At 69.1% G+C, this 23,405-nt stretch carries 25 protein-coding genes; 18 read left to right on the top strand and 7 right to left on the bottom strand.

All coding sequences use genetic code 11. The features are described 5' to 3' along the window. Positions 1–68: 68 nt before the first annotated feature. On the bottom strand, positions 69–1,145 hold the full coding sequence (locus C2868_RS04000) for a polyprenyl synthetase family protein (protein WP_100811248.1): 1,077 nt from the start codon (positions 1,143–1,145) through the stop codon (positions 69–71). Positions 1,146–1,155: 10 nt separating this feature from the next. Then, positions 1,156–1,716 (bottom strand): isopentenyl-diphosphate Delta-isomerase, encoded by a 561-nt coding sequence (gene idi, locus C2868_RS04005; RefSeq protein ID WP_100811247.1) that lies wholly within the window; start codon positions 1,714–1,716, stop codon positions 1,156–1,158. Between the two features lie 87 nt (positions 1,717–1,803). Between idi and C2868_RS04010 the strand changes: the two genes are divergently transcribed. The 6 genes from C2868_RS04010 to dapF all read left to right on the top strand — a co-directional run bounded on the left by C2868_RS04010 (position 1,804) and on the right by dapF (position 7,867). Then, positions 1,804–2,256, top strand: coding sequence for a MarR family winged helix-turn-helix transcriptional regulator (locus C2868_RS04010; RefSeq protein ID WP_232711213.1), 453 nt, complete (start codon positions 1,804–1,806; stop codon positions 2,254–2,256). Between the two features lie 264 nt (positions 2,257–2,520). Continuing rightward, positions 2,521–3,576, top strand: coding sequence for a recombinase RecA (gene recA / locus C2868_RS04015; RefSeq protein ID WP_100811246.1), 1,056 nt, complete (start codon positions 2,521–2,523; stop codon positions 3,574–3,576). Beyond that, a complete protein-coding gene (locus C2868_RS04020; RefSeq protein WP_232711212.1) occupies positions 3,573–4,313 on the top strand; it encodes a regulatory protein RecX in 741 nt (246 codons plus the stop codon). Before recA ends, C2868_RS04020 begins: the two co-directional genes overlap by 4 nt. A gap of 144 nt (positions 4,314–4,457) precedes the next feature. Then, positions 4,458–6,020, top strand: a complete 1,563-nt coding sequence (gene miaB, locus C2868_RS04025; protein WP_100811245.1) for a tRNA (N6-isopentenyl adenosine(37)-C2)-methylthiotransferase MiaB — start codon at positions 4,458–4,460, stop codon at positions 6,018–6,020. Continuing rightward, positions 6,017–6,964 (top strand): tRNA (adenosine(37)-N6)-dimethylallyltransferase MiaA, encoded by a 948-nt coding sequence (gene miaA, locus C2868_RS04030; protein ID WP_100811244.1) that lies wholly within the window; start codon positions 6,017–6,019, stop codon positions 6,962–6,964. Before miaB ends, miaA begins: the two co-directional genes overlap by 4 nt. Positions 6,965–6,994: 30 nt before the next feature. Beyond that, a complete protein-coding gene (dapF, locus tag C2868_RS04035; protein WP_100811400.1) occupies positions 6,995–7,867 on the top strand; it encodes a diaminopimelate epimerase in 873 nt (290 codons plus the stop codon). Positions 7,868–8,107: 240 nt separating this feature from the next. Here dapF and C2868_RS04040 read toward each other — a convergent pair whose 3' ends face one another. Next, on the bottom strand, positions 8,108–8,752 hold the full coding sequence (locus C2868_RS04040; RefSeq protein WP_100811243.1) for a class I SAM-dependent methyltransferase: 645 nt from the start codon (positions 8,750–8,752) through the stop codon (positions 8,108–8,110). A 127-nt stretch (positions 8,753–8,879) separates the two neighbouring features. On the opposite strand from C2868_RS04040, the gene hflX reads away from it, so the two are divergent. Beyond that, a complete protein-coding gene (gene hflX, locus C2868_RS04045; RefSeq protein ID WP_100811242.1) occupies positions 8,880–10,448 on the top strand; it encodes a GTPase HflX in 1,569 nt (522 codons plus the stop codon). Between the two features lie 106 nt (positions 10,449–10,554). On the opposite strand, the gene C2868_RS04050 is transcribed toward hflX, so the two are convergent. The 3 genes from C2868_RS04050 to lexA all read right to left on the bottom strand — a co-directional run bounded on the left by C2868_RS04050 (position 10,555) and on the right by lexA (position 14,789). Next, complete coding sequence (locus C2868_RS04050; RefSeq protein ID WP_100811241.1) at positions 10,555–12,489, bottom strand: prolyl oligopeptidase family serine peptidase; 1,935 nt, start codon at positions 12,487–12,489, stop codon at positions 10,555–10,557. A gap of 51 nt (positions 12,490–12,540) precedes the next feature. Then, positions 12,541–13,935, bottom strand: a complete 1,395-nt coding sequence (locus C2868_RS04055) for a hypothetical protein (protein WP_100811240.1) — start codon at positions 13,933–13,935, stop codon at positions 12,541–12,543. Between the two features lie 71 nt (positions 13,936–14,006). Beyond that, positions 14,007–14,789, bottom strand: coding sequence for a transcriptional repressor LexA (lexA, locus tag C2868_RS04060; protein ID WP_232711211.1), 783 nt, complete (start codon positions 14,787–14,789; stop codon positions 14,007–14,009). A 336-nt stretch (positions 14,790–15,125) separates the two neighbouring features. Here lexA and C2868_RS04065 point away from each other — a divergent pair, with 336 nt between their 5' ends. The 6 genes from C2868_RS04065 (at position 15,126) to C2868_RS04090 (ending at position 19,540) form a co-directional block, all read left to right on the top strand. Beyond that, a complete protein-coding gene (locus C2868_RS04065; protein ID WP_100811398.1) occupies positions 15,126–15,473 on the top strand; it encodes a LysM peptidoglycan-binding domain-containing protein in 348 nt (115 codons plus the stop codon). A gap of 84 nt (positions 15,474–15,557) precedes the next feature. Further along, positions 15,558–16,652 (top strand): histidinol-phosphate transaminase, encoded by a 1,095-nt coding sequence (locus C2868_RS04070; protein ID WP_181003336.1) that lies wholly within the window; start codon positions 15,558–15,560, stop codon positions 16,650–16,652. Then, positions 16,649–17,251 carry an imidazoleglycerol-phosphate dehydratase HisB gene (hisB, locus tag C2868_RS04075; RefSeq protein ID WP_100811239.1) on the top strand — a complete coding sequence of 201 codons (603 nt, stop codon included), beginning with the start codon at positions 16,649–16,651 and terminating at the stop codon, positions 17,249–17,251. The genes C2868_RS04070 and hisB overlap by 4 nt, the downstream gene beginning before the upstream one ends. Positions 17,252–17,262: 11 nt before the next feature. Next, the gene (gene hisH, locus C2868_RS04080; protein WP_258034397.1) at positions 17,263–17,919 is read left to right on the top strand and encodes an imidazole glycerol phosphate synthase subunit HisH; all 657 of its coding nucleotides are present in this window, start codon (positions 17,263–17,265) and stop codon (positions 17,917–17,919) included. Between the two features lie 87 nt (positions 17,920–18,006). Beyond that, on the top strand, positions 18,007–18,753 hold the full coding sequence (priA, locus tag C2868_RS04085; RefSeq protein ID WP_100811237.1) for a bifunctional 1-(5-phosphoribosyl)-5-((5-phosphoribosylamino)methylideneamino)imidazole-4-carboxamide isomerase/phosphoribosylanthranilate isomerase PriA: 747 nt from the start codon (positions 18,007–18,009) through the stop codon (positions 18,751–18,753). After that, positions 18,737–19,540, top strand: a complete 804-nt coding sequence (locus C2868_RS04090) for an SseB family protein (RefSeq protein ID WP_103662988.1) — start codon at positions 18,737–18,739, stop codon at positions 19,538–19,540. The genes priA and C2868_RS04090 overlap by 17 nt, the downstream gene beginning before the upstream one ends. A gap of 16 nt (positions 19,541–19,556) precedes the next feature. Here the strand turns inward: C2868_RS04090 and C2868_RS04095 are convergent, their stop codons facing one another. Next, positions 19,557–19,961 carry a DUF1844 domain-containing protein gene (locus C2868_RS04095; RefSeq protein WP_100811396.1) on the bottom strand — a complete coding sequence of 135 codons (405 nt, stop codon included), beginning with the start codon at positions 19,959–19,961 and terminating at the stop codon, positions 19,557–19,559. A 237-nt stretch (positions 19,962–20,198) separates the two neighbouring features. Between C2868_RS04095 and infC the strand changes: the two genes are divergently transcribed. The 5 genes from infC (at position 20,199) to C2868_RS04120 (ending at position 23,339) form a co-directional block, all read left to right on the top strand. Then, positions 20,199–20,876 carry a translation initiation factor IF-3 gene (gene infC / locus C2868_RS04100; RefSeq protein WP_232711210.1) on the top strand — a complete coding sequence of 226 codons (678 nt, stop codon included), beginning with the start codon at positions 20,199–20,201 and terminating at the stop codon, positions 20,874–20,876. A 74-nt stretch (positions 20,877–20,950) separates the two neighbouring features. Then, on the top strand, positions 20,951–21,145 hold the full coding sequence (rpmI, locus tag C2868_RS04105; RefSeq protein ID WP_036301881.1) for a 50S ribosomal protein L35: 195 nt from the start codon (positions 20,951–20,953) through the stop codon (positions 21,143–21,145). Positions 21,146–21,176: 31 nt separating this feature from the next. Then, the gene (gene rplT, locus C2868_RS04110; RefSeq protein WP_036301883.1) at positions 21,177–21,563 is read left to right on the top strand and encodes a 50S ribosomal protein L20; all 387 of its coding nucleotides are present in this window, start codon (positions 21,177–21,179) and stop codon (positions 21,561–21,563) included. Between the two features lie 133 nt (positions 21,564–21,696). Then, positions 21,697–22,515 carry an RNA methyltransferase gene (locus C2868_RS04115; RefSeq protein ID WP_100811235.1) on the top strand — a complete coding sequence of 273 codons (819 nt, stop codon included), beginning with the start codon at positions 21,697–21,699 and terminating at the stop codon, positions 22,513–22,515. Between the two features lie 53 nt (positions 22,516–22,568). Further along, on the top strand, positions 22,569–23,339 hold the full coding sequence (locus C2868_RS04120; protein ID WP_100811234.1) for an amino acid ABC transporter ATP-binding protein: 771 nt from the start codon (positions 22,569–22,571) through the stop codon (positions 23,337–23,339). Positions 23,340–23,405 lie beyond the last annotated feature (66 nt).

A 23,405-nucleotide genomic window follows, 5' to 3' on the forward strand; every position in this document is an offset into this window, starting at 1 on the left:
GAGTCCGGTCGCGTCGGGGGGCGATCCGCCAGGGCCGGGGGACGATCCGCCGGACGATGGGCGCCGGGTCACGGGATCCGGGCTTCCACGGCGCTGACGAGGTCGCCGAGCAGCCGCGCCGTGGCGGGCGGCAGCCGACCCGCTACGACCAGTGCGCGGGCTTCCGCCAGAGCGCTGTTCACGAGGCGCTCGAGTTCGCGGCGTGCGCCGCTGCCATCGAGCACGTCCTGCGCGTGCCGCACGGCGATCGGTCCGGTGTGCGCCAGGGCGAGCGCGTCGCTCACCTCCGACCAGGATGCGGTAGCCCGCGCCAAGGCGATGAGGGCCGTCTGCTTCGCCTCGCGCAGGTCGGCCCCCGCGGGGCGACCTGCCTGCTCGTCCGTGCCGAACGCGCCGATCAGATCGTCGACGAGTTGATACGCGAGCCCGAGTCGGCTGCCGAACTGCGCCAGCATCGTCTCGGTCTCGGGGGTCGCCCCGGCCAACAGCGCGCCCGCACGAAGCGGTGCCGCGAACGAGTACACGGCCGTCTTGTCGTGCGTCACGGCCAGGATGTCGGAGGCCGCGGGTTCTTCGTCGAGCACCGAGTGCGCGACATCCGCCAGCTCTCCCGCGGCCGACACGAGGACGGCCTCGTCGAGCAGATCGAGAAGACGCGCGCGCTCGTCGTCGGACGCGGGGCACAGTGCGATCAAGCGCTGGGACTCGTGCAGCAGCAGGTCGCCCGCGAGAAGGCCAGCGGCGTCTCCGACGAGCGCAGCGCCCGAGGCATCCGCTCCCCACCGCGACGCGTAGGACCGGAACTCGCCCGACACGTTCGGCACACCACGACGCATGGTGTCGTGATCGAGGATGTCGTCGTGCATGAGGAATGCGGCATGCAGCAGCTCGAACGCCGCGGCGACGGGATAGACGCATCCGTTCGTCGACGCGTCACCGCCGAGCGACTCGAACGTCGCCACGACGAGCGCCGGCCGGAATCGCTTGCCGCCCCGCGCCGCGCGATGGATGGCGGCGCCGAGCTCGGCGAAAACGCCCCCGAATGGCTGAGCACGACGATCTATGCGCGCGAGGGCGCCATCGATCGTCGTATCGATCTGTGCCCGGGCGTCGGTGCTGAGCAGGCTGGTGGAGATCAGGCTCATGAAAAGGGGCTCATGACGCGAGACGGCGATCGCCTACGGAACGGTATGCCGCGAACAGGTCCAGCTGCTGAGCCTGAAGAACGAGCCACGGGCTGAACGCCCAGGGCGTGGCCTCGAGAGAGCGTGCGAGATCCTCGGGTCGTACCCACATGGCATCGACGACCTCGTTCGGGTTGAGAACGAGCTCGTCGACCGTGCGTGCCGTGTAGACCGGGCAGATCTCGTGCTCGACGATGCCGCTCGCGTCGACGGCGCGGTACCGGAACAGGGGCAGGGCCAGCTCGAGCGACGTGACGCCGATCCCGAGTTCGTGCTCCGCACGTCGACGCACCGCCGAGACGACGGGCTCGGCAGGCCTCGGGTGTCCGCAGAACGAGTTCGTCCACACACCGGGCCAGGTCTGCTTGTCCAGCGCGCGTCGCGTGACCAGGATCCGGCCCTCGTCATCGACGACGTGGCACGAGAATGCGAGATGCAGCGCCGTATCGGTACCGTGGACGCTGGCCTTCGGAGCGGTCCCGATCTCGTTTCCCGCCTCGTCGAGGAGGACAACGTCGTCGGTGTCGGGCATATACGTGCTCCCCTGTTAATTCGCTAGCTTAGCTAGCTAATCGCTGTCTCCCGATGATACACATGAGCCCGAGGGGGTGTCCACGCGTTGACTGAGCAGCAAGATCCCGTGCGGTCGGCGCTCCTCGCGCTGCGCAGCCTGGGCGACGCCCTCGACCGCATGCACGGCGAAGTCGGGGACGAGATGGCGATGAACCTCACCGACCTGCGCGCGCTCCGCATGATGGTCGAGTGGGAGCGTCGCGGATCCGATGTGAGTCCGCACGATCTCGCCCGACACCTTCGCATCTCGACGGCATCGACGTCCAAGATGGTCGATCGGCTGTCCGCGGCGGGCCACGTCGAACGGAAGCCGCATCCCACCGATCGGCGGGCGCGTGTCGTCGTGTTGACCGATCACTCGCGGGCCACGTTCTATCGGCATTTCGGGGGACACCTCGGCGCGATGCGCGAGATCGCGGGAGACTATGACGCCGATCAGCTCGCCATCATCGCGGATTTCCTGCAGCGGATGGCGCGGGCACTCGATCCCCTCCCCTGAGGCGTGGCGCCATGGTCGTGGAAGTCTTCGACGACACGCCCACGCATTAGTCGAAACTATGTTCGTCGCTGGATAAGCTCCTGCACAGGTGGACGAGGTGCGGTTTCTCCACGAAGGTGACTGGCCGAACGACGGATGTCGGAGGCCCTTCCTAACGTGAGAAGCACACCGAGCCCCGCTCACGCCTTGTCGAAGTATCCGGATCGCCGATCCGGCCGCGCGACAGACTGCAGGCGATGGACCGCGAGACAGAAGGAGCATCCCATGCCCAACCCCGCCGACCGCGAGAAGGCCCTTGAATCGGCCCTCGCACAGATCGACCGCCAGTTCGGAAAAGGCTCGGTCATGCGCCTGGGCAGCGACGAACGCGCCCCGGTCGAGGTCATTCCGACCGGCTCCATCGCCCTCGATGTCGCCCTCGGCGTCGGCGGGCTGCCCCGCGGCCGCATCATCGAGATCTACGGTCCCGAGTCGTCGGGTAAAACGACCCTGACGCTGCACGCCATCGCAAACGCCCAGCGCGCGGGCGGCATCGCTGCCTTCATCGACGCCGAGCATGCACTCGACCCCGAATACGCCATGAAGCTCGGCGTCGACATCGACCAGTTGCTCGTCTCGCAGCCCGACACGGGTGAGCAGGCGCTCGAGATCGCCGACATGCTGATCCGCTCGGGCTCGATCGACCTCATCGTGATCGACTCGGTCGCGGCCCTCGTGCCGCGCGCCGAGATCGAGGGCGAGATGGGTGACTCCCACGTCGGTCTGCAGGCGCGCCTCATGTCGCAGGCGCTTCGCAAGCTGACGGGTGGTCTGAACCAGACCAACACGACGATGATCTTCATCAACCAGCTCCGCGAGAAGATCGGCGTGTTCTTCGGTTCTCCCGAAACCACGGCCGGCGGTAAGGCGCTCAAGTTCTACGCTTCGGTCCGCCTCGACATCCGCCGCATCGAGACGCTCAAGGACGGCTCGGATGCCGTCGGTAACCGCACGCGCGTCAAGGTCGTCAAGAACAAGATGGCCCCGCCGTTCAAGCAGGCCGAGTTCGACATCCTCTATGGCACCGGTATCTCACGCGAGGGTTCGCTGATCGATTTCGGTGTCGAGCACATGATCGTCAAGAAGTCCGGCGCCTGGTACACGTACGAGGGGGAGCAGCTGGGACAGGGTAAAGAGAACGCCCGCAACTTCCTGCTGAAGAACCCCGACACCGCCGACGAGATCGAGCACAAGATCAAGCAGAAGCTCGGCATCGGCATGCCCAAGGCTCTGCCGCAGGTCGCGGCCGACGACGAGCTCGCTCAGCGTCGCCCGGCGTGATCGTGCCGACCAGTGGCGGTGATGGGGGCGAGCGCCTGGCCCCCGTCACCTATCTCCCGGGTGCGGAGCCCCAGCGCGGGCAGGCCGCACCCGAGAGACGGGTGGCAGCGCCCTCGAAGCGCGTGGCGTTCTCTCCCGCGTACTGGGCCGAGGATGAGCCCACCGCTGACTCGAAGCGTCTTCCAGTCCCGATCGTGGCGCGCGATGACCAACTGGACGATGATGACCAGCCGGACGATGAGCCCGGTGCGGACGTGGAAGGGGCGACGCAGGCGCTGGTGAAGCGGCTGCGGACACGTCAACTCTCGGCGAAAGAGGCGACGGGACTTCTGTCGGAGCGCGGCCTCGACGCCGACACCATCGAAGGTGTCGTCGCGGACTTCGAGGCGCGGGGCTACCTCGACGACGCGCGTCTCGCCGAGCAGCTCGTGTATGCCGCGACGAGCCGAAAGGGTCAGGGGCGCCGGGCCATCTCGCAGACGCTGTCGGGTCGCGGCATCTCGCGCGAGGTCGTCGATGCCGCGCTCGACGAGCTCCCGGATGACGAGGCGGAGCGTGCCCTGGACTTCGCACGGCAGAAGGCCCGTTCGATGGGTTCGCTCGATCGCGAGGCCGCGGTGCGTCGTTTGCACGGTCAGCTGTCGCGCCGCGGATTCGGCGGATCGATGGCCATGACCGCAGCCAAGCAGGCCCTCGACGAGGCCGGCGTCGGAGCATCCGGCGTGCGCTTCCGCTGACACCGCACCCGTCCCCATCGCCGAAACACCCCATCTGTTGCGAGACGCCCGGCGACATGGTGTTTCGCCGCAAATGGGGCGTTTCGGCGACGCTGACGCCGCCCAGAGCCTCGCGGTGATGGGGGCTCGTAGAATGGGCGGATCATGTCGACCCTCTCCAGCGCGCCCACGCTCATCGCGCCATCTCCGGCCGCACGCGCCGACGACGGTGTCGCCCGCACCTACGAGGTGCGTACCTTCGGCTGTCAGATGAACGTCCACGACTCCGAGCGCCTCTCCGGATCGCTCGAGAGCGCCGGATACGTTCGCGCGGATGCCGGGTCCGAAGCAGATGTCGTCATCATCAACACGTGCGCGGTCCGCGAGAACGCGTCGGGCAAGCTCTACGGCACACTCGGGCACCTGGCATCCGTCAAACGACGTAAGGACGGCATGCAGATCGCCGTCGGCGGGTGCCTCGCACAGATGGACAAGCAGGCGGTGCTCGACAAGGCGCCCTGGGTGGACGTCGTCTTCGGGACGCACAACATGGGTTCGCTGCCGCGCCTGCTCGAACGCGCCCGGCACAACGGCGAAGCCGAGCTCGAGATCCTCGAATCGCTCGAGGTCTTCCCGTCGACGCTCCCGACCAAGCGCGACTCGGTGTACAGCGGCTGGGTGTCGATCTCGGTCGGCTGCAACAACACCTGCACGTTCTGCATCGTCCCGACGCTCCGCGGCAAGGAGCGGGACCGACGACCGGGCGACATCCTCGAAGAGGTCAGCCTGCTCGTCGACGACGGCGCGATCGAGGTCACGCTGCTCGGGCAGAACGTCAACTCGTACGGCGTCGAATTCGGTGACCGTCACGCGTTCGGCAAGCTGCTGCGTGCCGCGGGCGAGATTCGCGGACTCGAGCGCATCCGGTTCACGAGCCCCCACCCTGCCGCGTTCACCGACGATGTGATCGACGCGATGGCCGAGACGCCGTCCGTCATGCCGCAGCTGCACATGCCGCTGCAATCGGGCAGCGACCGCATCCTCAAGGCCATGCGCCGCTCCTACCGCAGCGAGAGGTTCCTCGGGATTCTCGACCGGGTCCGCGCGCGCATCCCGAACGCCGCGATCACGACCGACATCATCGTCGGGTTCCCGGGTGAGACGGAAGAGGACTTCGCCGAAACGCTCCGCGTCGTCGAGCAGGCGCGTTTCGCCAGCGCCTTCACGTTCCAGTACTCGATCCGCGAGGGCACGCCCGCCGCGACGATGCCCGACCAGGTGCCGAAGGCCGTCGTGCAGGAGCGCTATGAGCGGCTCGTTGCGCTGCAAGACCGCATCTCGCTCGAAGAGAATCAGGCCCAGGTCGGCCGCGAGGTCAACGTGCTGGTCTCGACCGGCGAGGGCAAGAAGGATGCGGCAACCCACCGCCTGACGGGACGCGCCGAAGACAACCGTCTGGTGCACGTCGAACTGCCCGAGGGGTCCGAGACGCCTCGCCCCGGCGACATCGTGACCGCCGTCGTGACGCACGCGGCGCCGTTCTATCTGCTTGCGGACTCACCGGACGGCGCCCCGCTGCGCATCCGTCGCACGCGCGCGGGCGATGCGTGGGACCGCACGCAGGCCGAGTCCTGCGCGGTGCCCGCACCCGCCGGCGGGTCAGGCGGAACGGCCGGCGCACCCCGCGCGGTGTCGCTCGGTCTGCCCGTGTTCCCGCCCCGAGCGTGAGCGCAGCGTCGGCTCGGGTCGCCGGGACCGATCACGGGGCCCCCCGACTCTTCGCGGTCGTCGGCGCGACGGGCACGGGCAAGAGTGCGCTCTCGCTCGGCCTGGCGGAAGCCCTCGCGGCGCGCGGCGAACCCGCCGAGATCGTCAACGCCGATGCGATGCAGTTGTACCGGGGCATGGACATCGGCACGGCCAAGCTGCCGCTGTCCGAGCGGCGCGGCGTCGCGCACCATCTGCTCGACGTCCTGTCCGTGGACGAGGATGCCGCGGTGGCCGCCTATCAGGTCGAGGCCCGACGGGCGATCGACGACATTCACGCACGGGGCGCGCACGCCATCCTGGTCGGAGGTTCGGGGCTCTACGTCTCCAGCGTGCTGTATGACTTCTCGTTCCCGCCGCGCGACGAAGCACTCCGCGCCGAACTCGAGGCCGAGCTCGAGGCGCACGGGCCCGGTATCCTGTTCGCCCGGTTGCGCGAACAGGATCCCGCCACAGCCGCGCGAATCGATGCGCGCAACGGTCGCCGGGTGGTGCGGGCTCTCGAGGTGCTGGCGCAGGGGAGCGCGACACACGGCGCGGCGCTTCCGGACGAGCCGGTGGCCTGGCATCCGTCGACCGTGATCGGTCTGCACGAGGAACGATCCGTGTTGGTCGAGCGGTTGGACGCGCGGGTCGAGGACATGTGGGCACAGGGTCTGCTCGACGAGGTCGAGGCGTTGCGGTCCGAGGGGCTCGAGCGCGGCACCACGGCGCGCCGGGCGATCGGCTACGCGCAGGCATTGGCGCAGCTGGCCGGACACGTCGACCGCGGCGAGGCGATCGCGCAGACCCAGGCGCTGACACGGCGGTACGCACGCCGACAGGTCTCGTGGTTCCGCCGCTATGCCGACGTTCGTTGGCTCCCCGCAGGCCAGGCCACGGCGCGGCTGGTGCTCGCCGACTGAGCCCCGGCGGACGCGGATAGACTCGTGCGCATGCCCGGGACCGTCACATTCACCAAAGGTCACGGCACGGGCAACGACTTCGTGATCGTCGCCGATCCGGACGGGGCACTGTCTCTGACGGACGATCAGGTCGCCGCCCTGTGCGACCGACGCTTCGGCATCGGAGCCGACGGCATCCTGCGCGTCGTCCGCTCCGCTGCCATCGACGAGGGGGCGTCCGCTCTCGCGGCGGGCGCCGAGTGGTTCATGGACTATCGCAACGCGGATGGCTCGAAGGCCGAGATGTGCGGCAACGGCATCCGTGTCTTCGCGCACTACCTGGCCGAGTCGGGCCTGGCCGCGATCGGCCCGGACGGTATCGCGATCGGCACCCGGGCGGGCGTCAAGGCGGTGACCCGCTCGGCGAACGGGTTCGAGGCCGATCTGGGCGCATGGATCGTGGACGAGCGTGCGCCGACCGTGCGCGCGCGTGGTCTGAGCGTCGCCCGACCCGGTCTCGGCATCGATGTGGGGAACCCGCACGTCGTCGTGGCTCTGCCCGGTGAGGACGAGCTCGAGGCACTCGAATTGACCTACAAACCGGTGCTCGACCCCGAGCCGGCCGCGGGCGCCAACGTGGAGTTCGTGGTGCCGGCCGAGCCCCTCGTGCAGGACGGGGTGGGTGTGATCCGGATGCGCGTCTTCGAGCGCGGCGTCGGCGAGACCCTCAGCTGCGGCACGGGTGTTGCCGCGGCGGCGCTGGCCGTCCGGCACTGGGCGGGAGCCGGGGCCCCGGACGCATGGCGCGTGGACGTTCCGGGCGGAACACTCGGGGTCCGGATGGTTCCCCGCGACGACGCGTTGCACGTGCTGCTGTCGGGCCCGGCGGTGCTCGTCTACTCGGGTGACGTGGCCCTCGCCTGACCGTCGGCCGGTCTCGTTCCTCTGGCCTGGGCTCCGGTCGGTCTCGTCCGTCCCGCCCGCCGCTCCTGGCGTCGCACCCCGTGCATCCGTTCGTTCCCGTGGCGGCTCCACGGTTCCGCATCCGCGCCGCCGATGGACGTAGCGGATGCCGCGAACTGCAGCCGTCACGTGGTTCAGCGTGGCAAAGCGGTGGCCGTCCGTGTCGGGCAGTCCGCAATCCGAACCGAAGCGGAGGATGCCTCAGCCGACGATGTCGAGGGGCGTGGTCGGCGGTGAGCCGTGTCGACGGACGCGGAGCACCCGGTACCCGCGGCCGGTCGCGGCCCGATGCACACTGAACCCACGCTCGAATGTCGCCGCGAGCCAGCGCTGCAGTGAATCCGAACCGAGATTCCGCTGCACGACCAGCCACGCATCGCTGCGTTCGTCGAGTCGTGGGATCCAGCGCTCGAGCAGACCGTGCAGTTCGTTCTTGCCGACGCGAATCGGGGGATTCGACCGGATGCTTCGAAACGCCACGTCGTCGGGAACACCATCGGGCAGCACGGCGTTGACATTGACGAGTCCCAGCTTTTCGGCGTTCCGGCGCACCAGGTCGAGGGCTCGCTCGTTGACGTCCACGGCCCACACGGTCGCGTGCGGAGACTGCATCGCCAGGGTGAGGGCAACCGGCCCCCAACCTGACCCGAGATCGAGAAGGTGGCCCCCGGCCGGAGCGGCGGGAGTGTTCGCGAGAAGCACGGCGGTCCCGGCATCCAGGCGGTCGGGGCTGAAGACCCCGCCAGCGGTCGTCAGTTCGACAGTCCGGCCGTCCAGCTGGACGCGGATCTGACGGAGATTCTCGGCGCTGGCGGGACTCGCAGAGAAGTAGTGGTCGCTCGCCATGGGTGCGAGCGTAGCGGAGTACCCGTGTCGCGCGGGAGGCTAGAGTTTTACGACGTCGCGCGGACACGACGACCACGGATGCCTGAACCGCCCCATTGCGGGTGCGATGCATCCGGAGAGGAAATACATGACCGACAGGATTTCACCCCCCGGCGATGTCGCGGGAACCCACGAAGACGCGGCCCAGAGCACGGGTGCGGACACGATCGACTACGCGTCCGACGATGTCGTCGCGCGGGTTCTGGCGCGCGCCCAGTCTCGTTCCGGCCTGCGCACCTTCGGGGCAGCGCAGGCTCTGCAGGATGCTTCGACGACGGCGGGTGCGTCCTCGGACGGGGATCAGTGGGACCGCGAAGACCGCCAGGCGCTCCGGCGCGTGCCGGGGCTCTCGACCGAGCTCGAAGACGTCACCGAGGTCGAGTACCGCCAGCTCCGCCTCGAGAACGTCGTGCTCGTGGGTGTGTACCCGCAGGGCGAGCAGGAGGACGCCGAGAACTCGTTGCGCGAGCTCGCCGCCCTGGCAGAGACGGCCGGGGCGATCGTGCTCGACGCCGTGCTGCAGCGCCGACCCCATCCGGATCCCGCGACCTATCTCGGGAGCGGCAAGGCGCACGAGTTGCGCGACCTGGTGGCGGCTGTCGGAGCCGACACCGTCATCGCCGACACCGAGCTCGCGCCCAGCCAGCGGCGTGCGCTCGAGGATGTCGTCAAGGTCAAGGTGATCGATCGCACCACCGTCATACTCGACATCTTCAGCCAGCACGCCAAGAGCCGCGAGGGCAAGGCGCAGGTCGAGCTCGCACAGCTCGAATACCTGCTCCCGCGCCTGCGTGGTTGGGGTGACTCGATGTCCCGCCAGGCCGGTGGCCAGGTCGGTGCGGGCGGCGCGGGAATGGGCTCGCGTGGACCCGGTGAGACGAAGATCGAGCTGGACCGTCGTCGCATTCGCACGAAGATGGCGCTGTTGCGCCGTCAGATCCGCGATTTCGCCCCGGCCCGTGAGGCCAAGCGCGCCGAGCGCACCCGCAACACGATCCCGTCCGTCGCGATCGCCGGGTACACGAACGCCGGCAAGTCGAGCCTGCTCAACCGGCTGACGAGCGCGGGCGTGCTGGTCGAGAACGCCCTGTTCGCGACCCTGGATGCCACGGTCCGCCGCTCCGAGACGGTCGACGGACGCGTCTACACGCTCACCGACACGGTCGGGTTCGTCCGCAACCTGCCGCACCAGCTCGTCGAGGCATTCCGCTCGACGCTCGAAGAGGTCGCGGGCGCGGACGTCGTGCTGCACGTCGTCGACGCCGCGCACCCCGACCCCGCGAGCCAACTCGCGACGGTCCGCGACGTCATGGCCGAGGCGGGCACGCGCGATGCGCACGAGATCGTGGTGTTCAACAAGGCCGACCTGGTCGGTCCCGACGACCGGATGGTGCTGCGCGGGCTCGTGCCGGACGCGCTGTTCGTGTCGTCCCGCACGGGCGAGGGCATCGACGAACTGCGCGCCGCTGTCGAGGCAGCGCTGCCGCTGCCCGCCGTCGAGGTGCGCGCGCTCGTGCCGTACGACCGGGGCGACCTGGTGTCGGCGGCCCACGACTCGGGCCTGATCGTCTCCGAAGGGCACGAAGAGGGTGGCACGGCGCTGCACGCGCACGTTTCCGCACGCCTGGCCGCCGAACTGGCCCCGTTCCTGCGCTGACCGCGGCCCGCCCCGGTCGTCTCGGGCGATTCCGCTGGCACGCGTCGTCGTTCGCGGGCCTGGTTCGTCGCGCCCACTGCCAGGTGAGCGGCTCCCTACGCCCCTCTCAGTCCTCGAGAGGCAGGACGGGCACGCCCGGCGTTGCGAAACCGAACACCTGGCCGAGGAAGCTCAGTTCGCTCTCGAGGGCGTGCTGGATGGTCTCGGCGCGACGGAAGCCGTGCGACTCGCCCTCGTACACGACGAGCGCGTGGCTGATGCCCTTCGCGGCGAGGGCGTCGCGCATGGCGTAGGCCTGCGCGGGAGGCACGACCGGGTCATCCGCACCCTGCAGCAGCAGCACGGGAACGCTCAGGTCATCGATGCGGCCGAGCGGAGATCGTGCCTCGTACACGGGCTCGGCGTCGGGGAGCGGCCCGACGAGTCCGTCCAGGTAGTGCGCCTCGAAATCGTGCGTATCGGCGGCGAGGGCGCGCAGATCGGCGACTCCGTAGCGGCTGATGCCCGCCGAGAACGTCTTCGATGTCGTCAGGGCGGACAGGACGGTCCATCCACCGGCGGACCCGCCCTTGATCGCCAGCCGGGCGCCATCGGCGAACCCCGCGGCGACGAGTCCTTCGGCTGCCGCCACGACGTCCTGGACGTCCACGATTCCCCACTGCCCGGCGAGGCGCTCGCGGTACGCGCGGCCGTAGCCGCTCGACCCGCCGTAATTGACGTCGAGCACGCCGACACCGCGGCTCGTGAAGTAGGCGACAGCGGGGGACGCCTCGCCCGCGACGTGCGCGGTGGGCCCGCCGTGCACGGTGACGATGTACGGGGGTCGTTCGTCCGCGGGACCCTCGACCCCCGGATTGGAGGGAGGGTACGCGAAGGCGTGTACGGGTCCGCTGGGTCCGTCGAACGTCATCGCGATGGCCTCGGGCAGCCAACCGTCGCTCCGGTCGGACACCCCACCGCGCAGGGGTCGGGCCCTGCCCGGATCGTCGACATCGACCAGCCAGAGACCGGAAGGGGTCGTGGCGCCGGCACCCGTGACGAGCGCGCGCGTGCCGCTCACGTCGCGAATCAGCACCTGCGCGGACAGCGGCGTGCGGATGCTTCGGGCCCCGCCGTCCGTGTCCTCCACGACGAGCTCGTCACGGCCGTGCGTGCGCACCGCCAGGATCCGCCCGTCGTCGAGCGGGGCGAACCATCGCGCGCCGAGGTTCCAGAGCGGCCCGCCGGTGTCCGCGTCGGAGCTCTCGGCGGCGGTGGGCTCCGGGAGCCCGCCCAGGCGTCGCCGCTCGAGCGTCCACCGCCCCGAGCGGTCGGTCGAATAGGTGAGTTCGTCCGGACCGGTCCATTCCGGCTGCAGGACCGATTCGTGAGCACTGCCCGCGACGATACCGACGGCGCCGGTCCTGATGTCGAGGACGACGAGCTGCGTCGCCTCCCACGGCATGTTCGGGTGGTTCCATCCGATGAACGCCAAGCGGTCGCCGTCGGGGGAGAGACGCGGGTAGGCGAGGAAGTCGTAGCCGGATGCCAGGGGCGTGCCCGCAGAGGGTGCCGCATCCTCGACCGCCACCGAGCTGATCTCGACGATGGCACGTTCGGGTACACGCCCGTCGCGCGCCGTCTCGCGCACCGCGAGGAGCCGTCCGTTCGCCCAGGTGAGGTCGCCGTAGTGCGTGCCCGGGGCCTCGACCGTGAGCGCACGCGGTTCGCCGTCTGCGCCCAGCCGCCAGACGCGCTGATCGGACTGCTCGACGAAGTAGAGCGTCCCGTCGTCATCGATCGTCCACGCGCCGCCCCCGTACTCGTGGACGCGCGAACGTGCGCTCCACGGCCCGGGAAGGACCACGTCGGCGTCCGCTTCCGCGTCGGCTTCGATCGCGCGCCGCAGGATGGCCGTCCTGCCGCGTTCCTGCGGCAGTGACTCGCTCCACCACACCTCGTCGCCGACGAATCGTGCGCCGTCGATGCGTGGTGCGGAGGACGTGACTTCGGCAGCCGAAATGGGGGAGGGCCAGGTTCCGAAAGGCAGGATCGTGGTCATCCCGACAGGCTACGCGGCGCGGCCGACACCACGGGTGCCGGTCCGGGCGCGCTACACCGTGGCGCGATCGGGTTCGACGTCCTCGGCTTCGGCCGGCGCGGCTTCGACGACCTCCGGCTCGTTCTGCGCGAGTTCGGTCGCCCACCAGGCCAGGAGCGCGACGACGAGGACGAGCGAGACATCGCCGATCGAGAGCGGGCGGAGCGCCAGCAGCCACAGGATCGCAAGCGCGGCGAGCACAACGCGCACCAGGACGCGATAGGTGTACATCCAGCGTCCGACGCGGCCGGTGTCGACGCCGCTGGAGCGCAGGGACGACCGCAGGCGGTGGTTGACGCCCGTGGCGCCGGTACGGATGGCGACGGCAGCGTTGCTGCGCCCCTGCACCCACGCGAGAAGGGCGAGGAGCACACCGATCAGCGCGATGACCGCGGCGGTGTCGCGCATCGCCGTGACGATCTGCGCGTAGATGGCGTCGACCGCCGTGATGGGGATCGCGAGCCGCGACGCCGCGATCGAGGCCACGGTGGCGCCGACCGCGAGGGCCACGGCGAGGGTACCCCCGCCGATGGCGATGGCCACGCCCGTCCCGACGAGGGCGACGCTCTTGCGGCGAGCGAGGAGCACCCCGCCGATGAACAGCGCGAGGGTCACGAGCGGCAGCCACCATCCGACGGTCGCTGCGATCCCGTAGACGATGCGGACGCTCACGAGCGCGTCGCTCTGGACGAGGACGATCGTCCGGTCCACAGACGGAATCGCGGAGGCGAATCCCACGCCCTGCGCCACCAGCCGGTCCTTCACTTCGTCGATGATCGGCGCGAGCGAGATCCCCACCTCGCCGGAGTCGCTGATGGTCACGGCGCCCGTCTGCGTCGTTCCCGTCGCCGCGGCGGCGAGGCCGCGGTGACTCGCGCGGAGGGCCGTCTCCCAGACCGAGGCGAACACGTCCGATTCCACGAGCTGCGTGACGGATGTGCCCACCAGGCCGCGGAGCCCCTCGACCGCCGGACCGCGCAGCAGATCGATCGCTGCCGTTGCGCGGGGCGGCAGCCCGAGACCCTCGATCCCGTCGAACAGATCGTCGGTGAGGCCCTGCAGATCGAGGGATTCGTCGATCGCCGCGGTCGCTTGATCGACGATCAGAGCCTGCACAGCGGGGTCCTGCGCGAGCGGCGCGAAGGTCGCCACGAACGCGGTCTCGTCGACGAGCTCGGTTCGTGCCCATGCCGACACGATCGAGACGGGCACCAGCAGGGCTGCGATCACGATCAGGGCAGACGAGAGAACAGCTCGCCACGTGCCCCGGCGAGGCCGCGACACGCGCTCCGGGCGGGACGGCGTCTCTCCGAGTCGGGAGCGGAGGCGTGCGTTCTCGGCTTCGAGTTCGGCGAGCCGACGTGCGGCATCCGCTGCGTTCGCGGGAGCAGGAGTGGGGTTGGTCACATCCCCTTATACCGCTCCGAAGCGTCTCCGCGCAGTTCCTCACGCACGGCGCCGGATGCCGTGATGGGGCGTCAGACGGCGCGCAGGACCGCGACGACCTTGCCCAGAACGGTCGCGTGATCGCCGAGGATCGGCTCGAACGCGCTGTTGCGGGGCAGGAGCCACGTGTGTCCGTCGCGACGGCGGAAGGTCTTGACCGTCGCCTCACCGTCGAGCATGGCCGCGACGATGTCGCCGTTCTCGGCCGTCGCCTGTGTGCGGACGACGACCCAGTCGCCGTCGCAGATCGCCGCGTCGATCATCGACTCGCCGGAGACACGCAGCATGAACAGCTCGCCCTTGCCCACGAGCTGACGGGGGAGCGGGAAGACCTCTTCCACCTGCTGATCGGCAGTTATCGGCACGCCGGCGGCGATGCGCCCGACGAGAGGGACCATGGCCGCGTCGCCGACCGGGGGCGCGGAGTCGGCGGGATTCTCTGCCGCACTGCCGGGAAGGTCGATCAAGACCTCGATGGCGCGCGTCTTGCCGGAGTCGCGACGAAGGTACCCCGAGAGCTCGAGCTGGTTGAGCTGGTGCGTCACGCTCGAGAGCGAACGCAGGCCGACGGCGTCTCCGATCTCGCGCATGCTCGGCGGATAGCCGTGCGACTGGACCGAACGCTGGATCACCTCGAGGATCGCCAGCTGCTTGTCGCTCAGGCTCTTGCGACGCCGCGTGCGCGCACGCGGTTCGGTCGTCTCGCCGACATCGGAGGCATCCGCGGCGACCTCGCCGCGTGCGTCGGTGACTGCATCGGAGCCCAGGTCGGCGTCCGGATCGGCCAGGGCGGAGTCCCAGGGTTCAAGCGTCATGTCGTGCTCCTCCCGCCGTACGTGGCGTCGCTCTCGATGCGATGTCGGTGGTCGCTGGTGTACTGCTCTTGCACCAGCGCGACCATCGAAACACTATCCGGTCCTCGGTCGTTTTCGGCACATCTGTTCGAGCGTGTCGATCGATTCGGGCCACACAGAGGCGCAGAAGGACTTGACAAGATGCAACACTCGAAGATAACTTCGGAACACAACTTCGCATCCGGCTCTCCCGGCCGAGAGTCGGATGCGGAGCTGGACTCGCGAACGGGCTTTCCGGCATCGCGTGAAGTCTTCTCAACCCGCGCCACTCAGCACCACACGATCCAGGAGGACAAGATGACGACCGCACTCATGTCGATGCCATCGCACACCCGCCTGCGCATGACGGCGCGTGGTCGCCGCGTGATCGTCGGCATGGTGTCGCTGCCGCTCGCGGTCGCCGTTTTCATCGGCGTCCTCGCCGGTGGCGAGGCGCTCGCATCCCGCAGCGCGTCGGCGCCCGCGGGTGAGTTCACGACGGTTCTGGTGGAACCGGGTGACTCGCTCTGGTCGATCGCGCTCGAGGTGGCGCCCGCGGCCGACCCGCGCGACGTCGTGGATGAGATCGTTCGGTTGAACGCGCTCGGTTCGTCGACCGTGGACGCGGGGCAGCGCATCGCGATCCCCGCCGAGTTCACGTCCTGAGCCCCCGCTGCGTCGCGGGCCCCCACGCGAACGCGTCGGGGCACCTCCCGCCCGGAACACGTCGCGAGTCCCGTGCGTCGTAGCATGGGAGGGGTGAGCGCATCCCTCGAAGACCTCCCTCTCCGTGACGATCTCCGGGGAAAGACGCCCTACGGGGCACCCCAGGCCAGCGTGCCGATCGCGTTGAACGTCAACGAGAACACGCACCCCGTCCCGCAAGAGGTGGCCGACGACATCCTGGACGGCATCGCCGTCGCGCTGCGCGAGATCAACCGCTATCCCGATCGTGATTTCGATGCGCTCCGCGAGGCTTTCGCGGACTACCTCGGTCACGGCCTGACATCGCAGAACATCTGGGCGGCGAACGGCTCGAACGAAGTGCTCCAGCACGTTCTGCAGGCGTTCGGGGGCCCCGGCCGCACGGCCTTCGGGTTCGGCCCGACGTACTCGATGTACCCGCTCCTGGCGTCCGGCACGGGTGCGGGATGGATCGCGGGCGAGCGCGGACACGACTTCACCCTCACCCCGGAGTTCGCTGCCGAGCAGGTCGCCGAAGCCGACCCCGATGTGATCTTCCTCTGCTCCCCGAACAACCCCACGGGCACGCCGATGCCGATCGAGGTCATCGAGGCGGTGTACGAAGCCTCCCGTGGTGTCGTCGTCGTCGACGAGGCGTACTGGGAGTTCGCGCCGCACGATCAGCGCTCGGCGCTGACGCTCCTGCACGACCGCCCGCGACTGGCGGTCTCGCGCACGATGAGCAAGGCGTTCGCGTTCGCGGGGGCCCGTGTCGGCTATCTCGCCGCAGACCCCGCCTTCATCGATGCGTTGCGGTTGGTGCGGCTGCCGTACCACCTGAGTTCGCTCACGCAGGCCGCGGCGCTCGGCGCGCTGCGTCACTCCGACACCATGCTGGCGATGGTCGACGACATCGTCCAGCAGCGCGATCGGATGGGTGCGACGCTATCCGCCCTCGGGTACGAGCCGTACGAGTCCTGGACGAACTTCATCCTGTTCGGCGGGGTCGCCGATCCCGCCGCGACGTGGCGCGCGCTATTCGAGCGCGGCGTGCTCGTGCGCGACGTCGGGCTGCCCGGGACGCTGCGCGTCTCGGCCGGTACCGAGGATGAGACCACAGCATTCCTCGACCAACTCGCGTCGATAGACTCGCAGGCATGAGCAGGCGCACGGCGAGCAGGACTCGTCGCACGAGTGAGTCATCCGTCGACCTCGAGATCGACCTCGACGGGACCGGTCGCAGCAGCATCGACACGACCGTGCCGTTCTTCGACCACATGCTGACGGCGTTCGCGAAGCACTCGCTGACCGACCTGACGGTGAAGGCGACGGGCGACACGCAGATCGACGCGCACCACACCGTCGAGGACGTCTCGATCGTGCTGGGCATCGCCATCCGCGAGGCGCTCGGCGACAAGGCCGGTATCTCCCGCTACGGCGACGCGCTCGTGCCGCTCGACGAAGCGCTCGCGCAGGCCGTCGTCGACATTTCGGGCCGTCCCTATCTGGTGCACTCCGGCGAGCCCGCCGGGTTCGAACACCACCTGATCGGCGGTCACTTCACGGGTTCGCTCGTCCGCCACACGTTCGAGGCGATCGCGTTCAATGGCGGACTCACGGTGCACGTCCGCGTTCTCGAAGGACGTGACCCCCACCACATCGCCGAGGCCGAGTACAAGGCATTCGCGCGCGCGTTCCGCCAGGCCAAGTCGCTCGATCCCCTCGTGGAGGGGATCCCGAGCACCAAGGGCGCGCTGTGACGGATGCCTCTGTGTCCGATGTGCGTCGGCCCGTCGTCGCCGTCCTCGACTACGGATCCGGCAACATCCACTCGGCCGTCAAGGCGCTGCAGGCGGCGGGCGCTGACGCGCGTCTGACATCGGACCCGCAGCTGGTGCTCGAGGCCGACGGTCTCGTCGTGCCGGGCGTCGGTGCGTTTCGAGCCGTGATGGAGGCCCTCCGTGCGAGCGGCGGGGATCGCCTGATCGATCGCCGCCTGGCCGGCGGGCGTCCCGTCCTCGGCATCTGCGTCGGCATGCAGGTGCTGTTCGAGTTGGGCGTGGAGCGGGGCGTCGACACCGAGGGCATGGGGGAGTGGCCGGGCGTCGTGCGCGAACTCGACGCCCCCGTTCTGCCCCACATGGGCTGGAACACGGTTCGCCCCGACCCGGGATCGAAGCTCTTCGCCGGGCTCGAAGACGAACGGTTCTACTTCGTGCACTCGTTCGGCGTCCAGGAGTGGTCGCTCGAGGCGGACGGACCCTTCGCGAGCCCGCACCTGACCTGGACCGACTACGGCGCACCCTTCCTCGCCGCCGTCGAGAACGGTCCGCTCTCGGCGACCCAGTTCCACCCCGAGAAGTCCGGTGCCGCGGGCATCCGCCTGCTGGCGAATTGGATCGACGGGCTGCCCGAGACTAAAATCTAGGCTTCGTGCCCATCCGGCCCCCGGCCCGCGTCCCGCGGCTGCCGGATCCGGTGTCAAACCGGCGCATCCGCCCACGCACGAGGATCCATGAACGACTTCTCCGCCACACCCGAGCTCGTCCTCCTTCCCGCCGTCGATGTCGCTGGGGGTAAGGCCGTTCGCCTGACTCAGGGCGAGGCCGGCACCGAGACCTTCCATGGCGACCCCGTCGACGCGGCGCTCGACTTCGCCCGCCAGGGTGCGACGTGGATCCACCTCGTCGACCTCGACGCCGCGTTTGGCCGCGGGAACAACACCTCGGTCCTGCGCAAGGTGATCAAGCAGGTCAAGGGGGTGCGCGTCGAGCTGTCGGGGGGCATCCGTGATGACCGCTCGCTCGAGGCCGCCCTCGACAGCGGTGCGAGCCGCATCAACCTGGGCACCGCCGCGCTCGAGAACCCCGAGTGGGCGGCCGACGTGATCGCCCGCTACGGCGAGGCCATCGCCGTCGGACTCGACGTTCGTGGGACGACCCTCGCCGCGCGCGGCTGGACCGAAGAAGGTGGCGACCTCTGGACGGTCCTCGACCGCCTCGAGGCCGCCGGCTGCAGCCGTTACGTCGTCACCGACGTCACGAAGGACGGCACGCTCAAGGGCCCGAACCTCGACCTGCTCCGCCAGGTGACGTCACGTACGCCGAAGCCCGTCGTGGCCTCGGGTGGCGTCTCGAGCCTCGATGACATCGCAGCGCTCCGAGAATTGGTCCCGCTCGGCGTCGAGGGCGCGATCGTGGGTCGGGCCCTGTATGCGGGAGCGTTCACGCTGGCCGAGGCGTTGGATGTCGCGGCCGGCTGATCCGGACGACGCGAGCAGCACCGGGCACACGCACGGCGCCGACTCCGCGGGCGTCCCGTGGGAGGGGCGCGCTTTCCAACCGAACCCGCACGCCGACGACGACGGGTCGGCGCCCGAGGCGTTCCTCGCAGCCCTCGCCGCCTTTCGTGCGGGCGAGGTGGGCCAGGCGGCCGTGGTCGACGCGCTGCGGGCCGTGCGGTTGCTCGTCCCGTTGATCGCCGAGCGGGGCGAGACCGGCGTTGCGCCGTCGGGGCTGACCGTCGACAAGACCCAGGAGCTCTCGATCGTGACGGTGGCCGCCCCCGACGGGAGGACGGTCCTTCCCGCGTTCTCGAGCGTCGCCGCGATGCAGGCGTGGGATGCCTCGGCCAGGCCGATCCCGACGCCCGTCGCGCGCGTGGCTCAGGCCGCCGTGGGGGAGGGCACCGACCTGATCGTGGTCGACCCGGGCTCCGAGACCGAGTTCGTCATCCGCAGGCCCGCGGTGTGGGCGCTCGCGCAGGGCGAGTCGTGGATCCCGTCGTCGGAGTCGGTCGAGGTGCGGCAGGCATTCCTCGAGTCGATCGCGACGGAGTTGGCCGCGGTCGACATCGTGCTCGAACCGGGAGACCCCTCCGCGCGTCTCCGCGGCCCCGAGACGATCGTCCGGCTGAGTCTGCTGCGGGGCCTCGAGCGTCAAGAACTCGACCCCGTGCTCGCGCGCCTGGCTCAGCGCTGGGCGGCGGACGACCGCATCGCGACGCTCGTCGACTCGCTCACGGTTCGGCTGGAGCGCTCGGCCACCTGACGCTCGGGGCGCCGGGTCAGGTGACGGGCCCGGTCCACTTCTCGCCCGGTCCCTTACCGATGGGATCGGGGATGACGGATGCCTCGCGGAACGCCAGCTGAACCGACCGCAGGCCATCGCGCAGCGAGCGGGCGTGCATGTCGCTCACCTCGGGTGCGGCCGCGGTGATGAGACCTGCCAGGGCGTTGATGAGCTTGCGGGCCTCGTCGAGGTCGGTCTGGTTGCCCGGGTCATCGGCGAGGCCGGTCTTGACGGCGGCGGCGCTCAGCAGATGGACGGCGGTCGTCGTGATGACCTCGACGGCGGGAACGTCCGCGATGTCGCGGGTTGCGGCCGAGGCTGCGCGTTCTTGTTCCTCCCAGCGAGCTTGCGTGGCGGCATCCGGTTCGTTGCCGACTCGGACGTTGTCTTCGGGGGGAATCGTGCTCACGTGTCGCTCTCTGCTAGACTTCTGCGGGCTCCGGGACTTCTGTCTCGGTTCGAAGAGGATTCGCATCCCACCCACGCCGACCATAGGTCAGGCTACCGGGTCCACGTGCTCCGCCGGCTCGTCTCGATCTGAGGCATTCGGTGGTCTGGGCACAAAGCCGGCGGGCTGTTTCGATACCGCGCCGGGTGGAATGCGACGTTCGCTTCACCCGGAAACTCTCGTCTCCGGGTGCTTCCACCCCGCACGGCTCCGTCGTGCGGTTACCCAGATCTAGAGGAGTTCCGCATCAGCGATCCCCGCACCAACGACCGCATCCGCGTGCCCGAGGTCCGACTCGTCGGCCCCGCAGGAGAGCAGATCGGTGTCGTCCGCATCGAGGCAGCGCTACGCCTCGCGCAGGAGGCAGAGCTCGACCTGGTCGAGGTGGCCCCCAACTCGAAGCCGCCCGTGGTCAAGATCATGGATTACGGGAAGTTCAAGTACGAGGCCGCGCAGAAGGCCAAGGAAGCTCGCCGCAACCAGGCGAACACGGTCCTCAAAGAGGTCCGCTTCCGTCTGAAGATCGACGAGCACGACTACGAGACCAAGCGCAAGCGCGCCGAGGGCTTCCTCAAGACCGGAGACAAGGTCAAGGCGATGATCCTCTTCCGCGGTCGCGAGCAGTCGCGTCCCGAGCAGGGCGTGCGTCTTCTGCGCAAGTTCGCCGAGGATGTCGCCGAGTTCGGCACGGTCGAGTCGAACCCCACGATCGACGGTCGCAACATGGTCATGGTCGTCGCACCGCACAAGAACAAGTCCGAGGTCAAGACCGAGCAGAACGCCAAGCGCGACGCGAGCAAGCAGGCTGCGCGCGAGGCTCGCGGTCCCAAGCCCGAGTCCGAGACGGCCGAATCGGTCGCCGAGTAGGACCCTCACACCACTCCCGCCCCGGCGGGTGCACACCCACGACGCCCTCCGGGGCCTCAGCAAAGGAAAACGAGATGCCGAAGCAGAAGACCCACTCGGGTGCCAAGAAGCGCTTCAAGATCACCGGCAGCGGAAAGCTCAAGAAGCAGCAGGCCGGAATGCGCCACAACCTCGAGGGCAAGTCGAGCCGTCGCACGCGTCGCCTGAACCAGGACCAGGTCCTGTCCAAGGCCGACACCAAGGTCGCCAAGAAGCTTCTCGGTCGCTGAGCGCGCCGAATCAGGATAGGAAACAAGACAAATGGCTAGAGTCAAGCGGGCAGTAAACGCCCACAAGAAGCGTCGCGTCATCCTCGAGCGCGCCTCCGGTTACCGCGGACAGCGTTCGCGCCTGTACCGCAAGGCCAAGGAGCAGGTCACCCACTCGCTCGTCTATGCGTACCGTGACCGCCGCAAGCGCAAGGGCGACTTCCGTCGTCTGTGGATCCAGCGCATCAACGCCGCGTCGCGCCAGAACGGCCTGACGTACAACCGCTTCATCCAGGGCCTCGGCCTCGCTGGTGTGCAGGTCGACCGTCGCATGCTCGCCGAGCTCGCGGTCAACGAGCCCGCCACGTTCGCCTCGCTCGTCGCCACGGCCAAGGCCGCCCTGCCCGCCGACACGTCGGCGCCCAAGGCATCCGCGTAGTCCAAACGGCACCGCACGTCGGCGCCGAAGGCGTCCGCGTTAGCCGCTGTTCGTTCGAAGGCCCCGCTCTCATCTCGAGAGCGGGGCCTTCGGCGTTCACGGGCGCATGACCGCGGCGCCCTAGACTGTGCACGTGCTCGAGAACCCGCGCTCACCGCGCGTGCGCGCCGTGGCAAAGCTCACCAAGCGGAGCGCCCGCGGAGAGACAGGCCTTTTCCTCCTCGAAGGGCCGCAGGCCGTCCGCGAGGCCCTGACCTATCGGCCCGACGCGATCGTCGAACTCTTCGCGACGCCGTCGGCCATCGATCGTCACGGCGAACTGCGTGATCTGGCGTCCGGCGTCGGCCTCGAGATCGATTACGCCACCGAGGCGGTGCTCGATGCCATGGCCGACACCGTCACACCCCAGGGCGTCATCGCCGTGGCGCGTCAGTTCCCGGTCTCGGTCCGAGATGTCTTCGCAGCATCCCCGCGCCTGATCGCCGTGTGCGAAGAGGTGCGCGATCCCGGCAACCTCGGCACGATCATCCGGGCAGCGGATGCCGCGGGCGCCGACGCCGTCGTGTTGACCGGCCGCACCGTCGACCCGTACAACCCCAAGGTCGTGCGCGCCACGACGGGGTCCCTGTTCCACCTGCCGATCGCGCTCAGCGTCGAGCTCGCGCCCGTGCTCGGGCTCGCTCGCGGGGCGGGCCTTCGCGTCCTCGCCGCTGACGTGAAGGGCGAGGATCTGCTCGCCGCACGTGATGAGGGACTGCTCGCCGAGCCGACCGCATGGCTGTTCGGGAATGAAGCGCGAGGTCTCGAGGACGCCGCGCTCACCCTGGCCGACCGTGCCCTGCGGCTGCCCATCTACGGGCGTGCGGAATCGCTGAACCTGGCTACCGCGGCGAGCGTGTGCCTGTACGAGAGCGCATTCGCGCAGCGGTCCACTCCGCCCACGCACCGCTGAGGGGACATGTCAACCCCCTGCCGCTGGGGGTCGTCCGCTCCTAGGGTGTGCCGATGGTATCCAACGGCACCAATCACGTGCAGACGGGTGTGCCCCTCGTCGTTCTGAGGGACGTCCAGAAGCACTACGGCGACTTCCAGGCGCTCACCGACATCGATCTGACGGTCAACGAGGGCGAGGTCGTCGTCGTGATCGGTCCCTCGGGTTCTGGCAAGTCGACGCTCTGCCGCACGATCAACCGCCTCGAGACGATTACGAGTGGGTCCATCACGATCGACGGGAGAGAGCTGCCCAGGGAGGGCAAGGGGCTCGCCAACCTGCGCGCCGACGTGGGGATGGTGTTCCAGTCGTTCAATCTCTTCGCGCACCTGACGATCCTCGAGAACGTCACCCTCGGGCCGATCAAGGTCCGCAAGATGAAGAAGGCGGACGCGGAGCGCGAGGCCAAGGTTCTGCTCGATCGGGTCGGCGTCGGGCATCAGGCATCCAAGCTCCCGGCGCAGTTGTCGGGCGGTCAGCAGCAGCGTGTCGCCATCGCCCGAGCGCTGGCCATGAACCCCAAGGTCATGTTGTTCGATGAGCCGACGAGCGCTCTCGACCCCGAGATGATCAACGAGGTTCTGGATGTGATGGTCGGCCTCGCCCGGGACGGCATGACGATGATCGTCGTCACCCACGAGATGGGCTTCGCCCGCAAGGCCGCCGATCGGGTCGTGTTCATGGCCGACGGCAAGATCCTCGAAGACCAGAAGCCCGACGACTTCTTCACGCATCCGGAGACGGATCGTGCGAAGGACTTCCTGTCCAAACTCATCACGCACTGACGCACGCGACCATCAGGTTCTGACACGCTTCCGCGGGCATGCACCGTTCGCGGGATATCGAAATAT

Origin of the sequence: Microbacterium sp. CJ77 (genome assembly GCF_002911615.1) — a bacterium.
Taxonomy (GTDB): Bacteria; Actinomycetota; Actinomycetes; order Actinomycetales; family Microbacteriaceae; genus Microbacterium.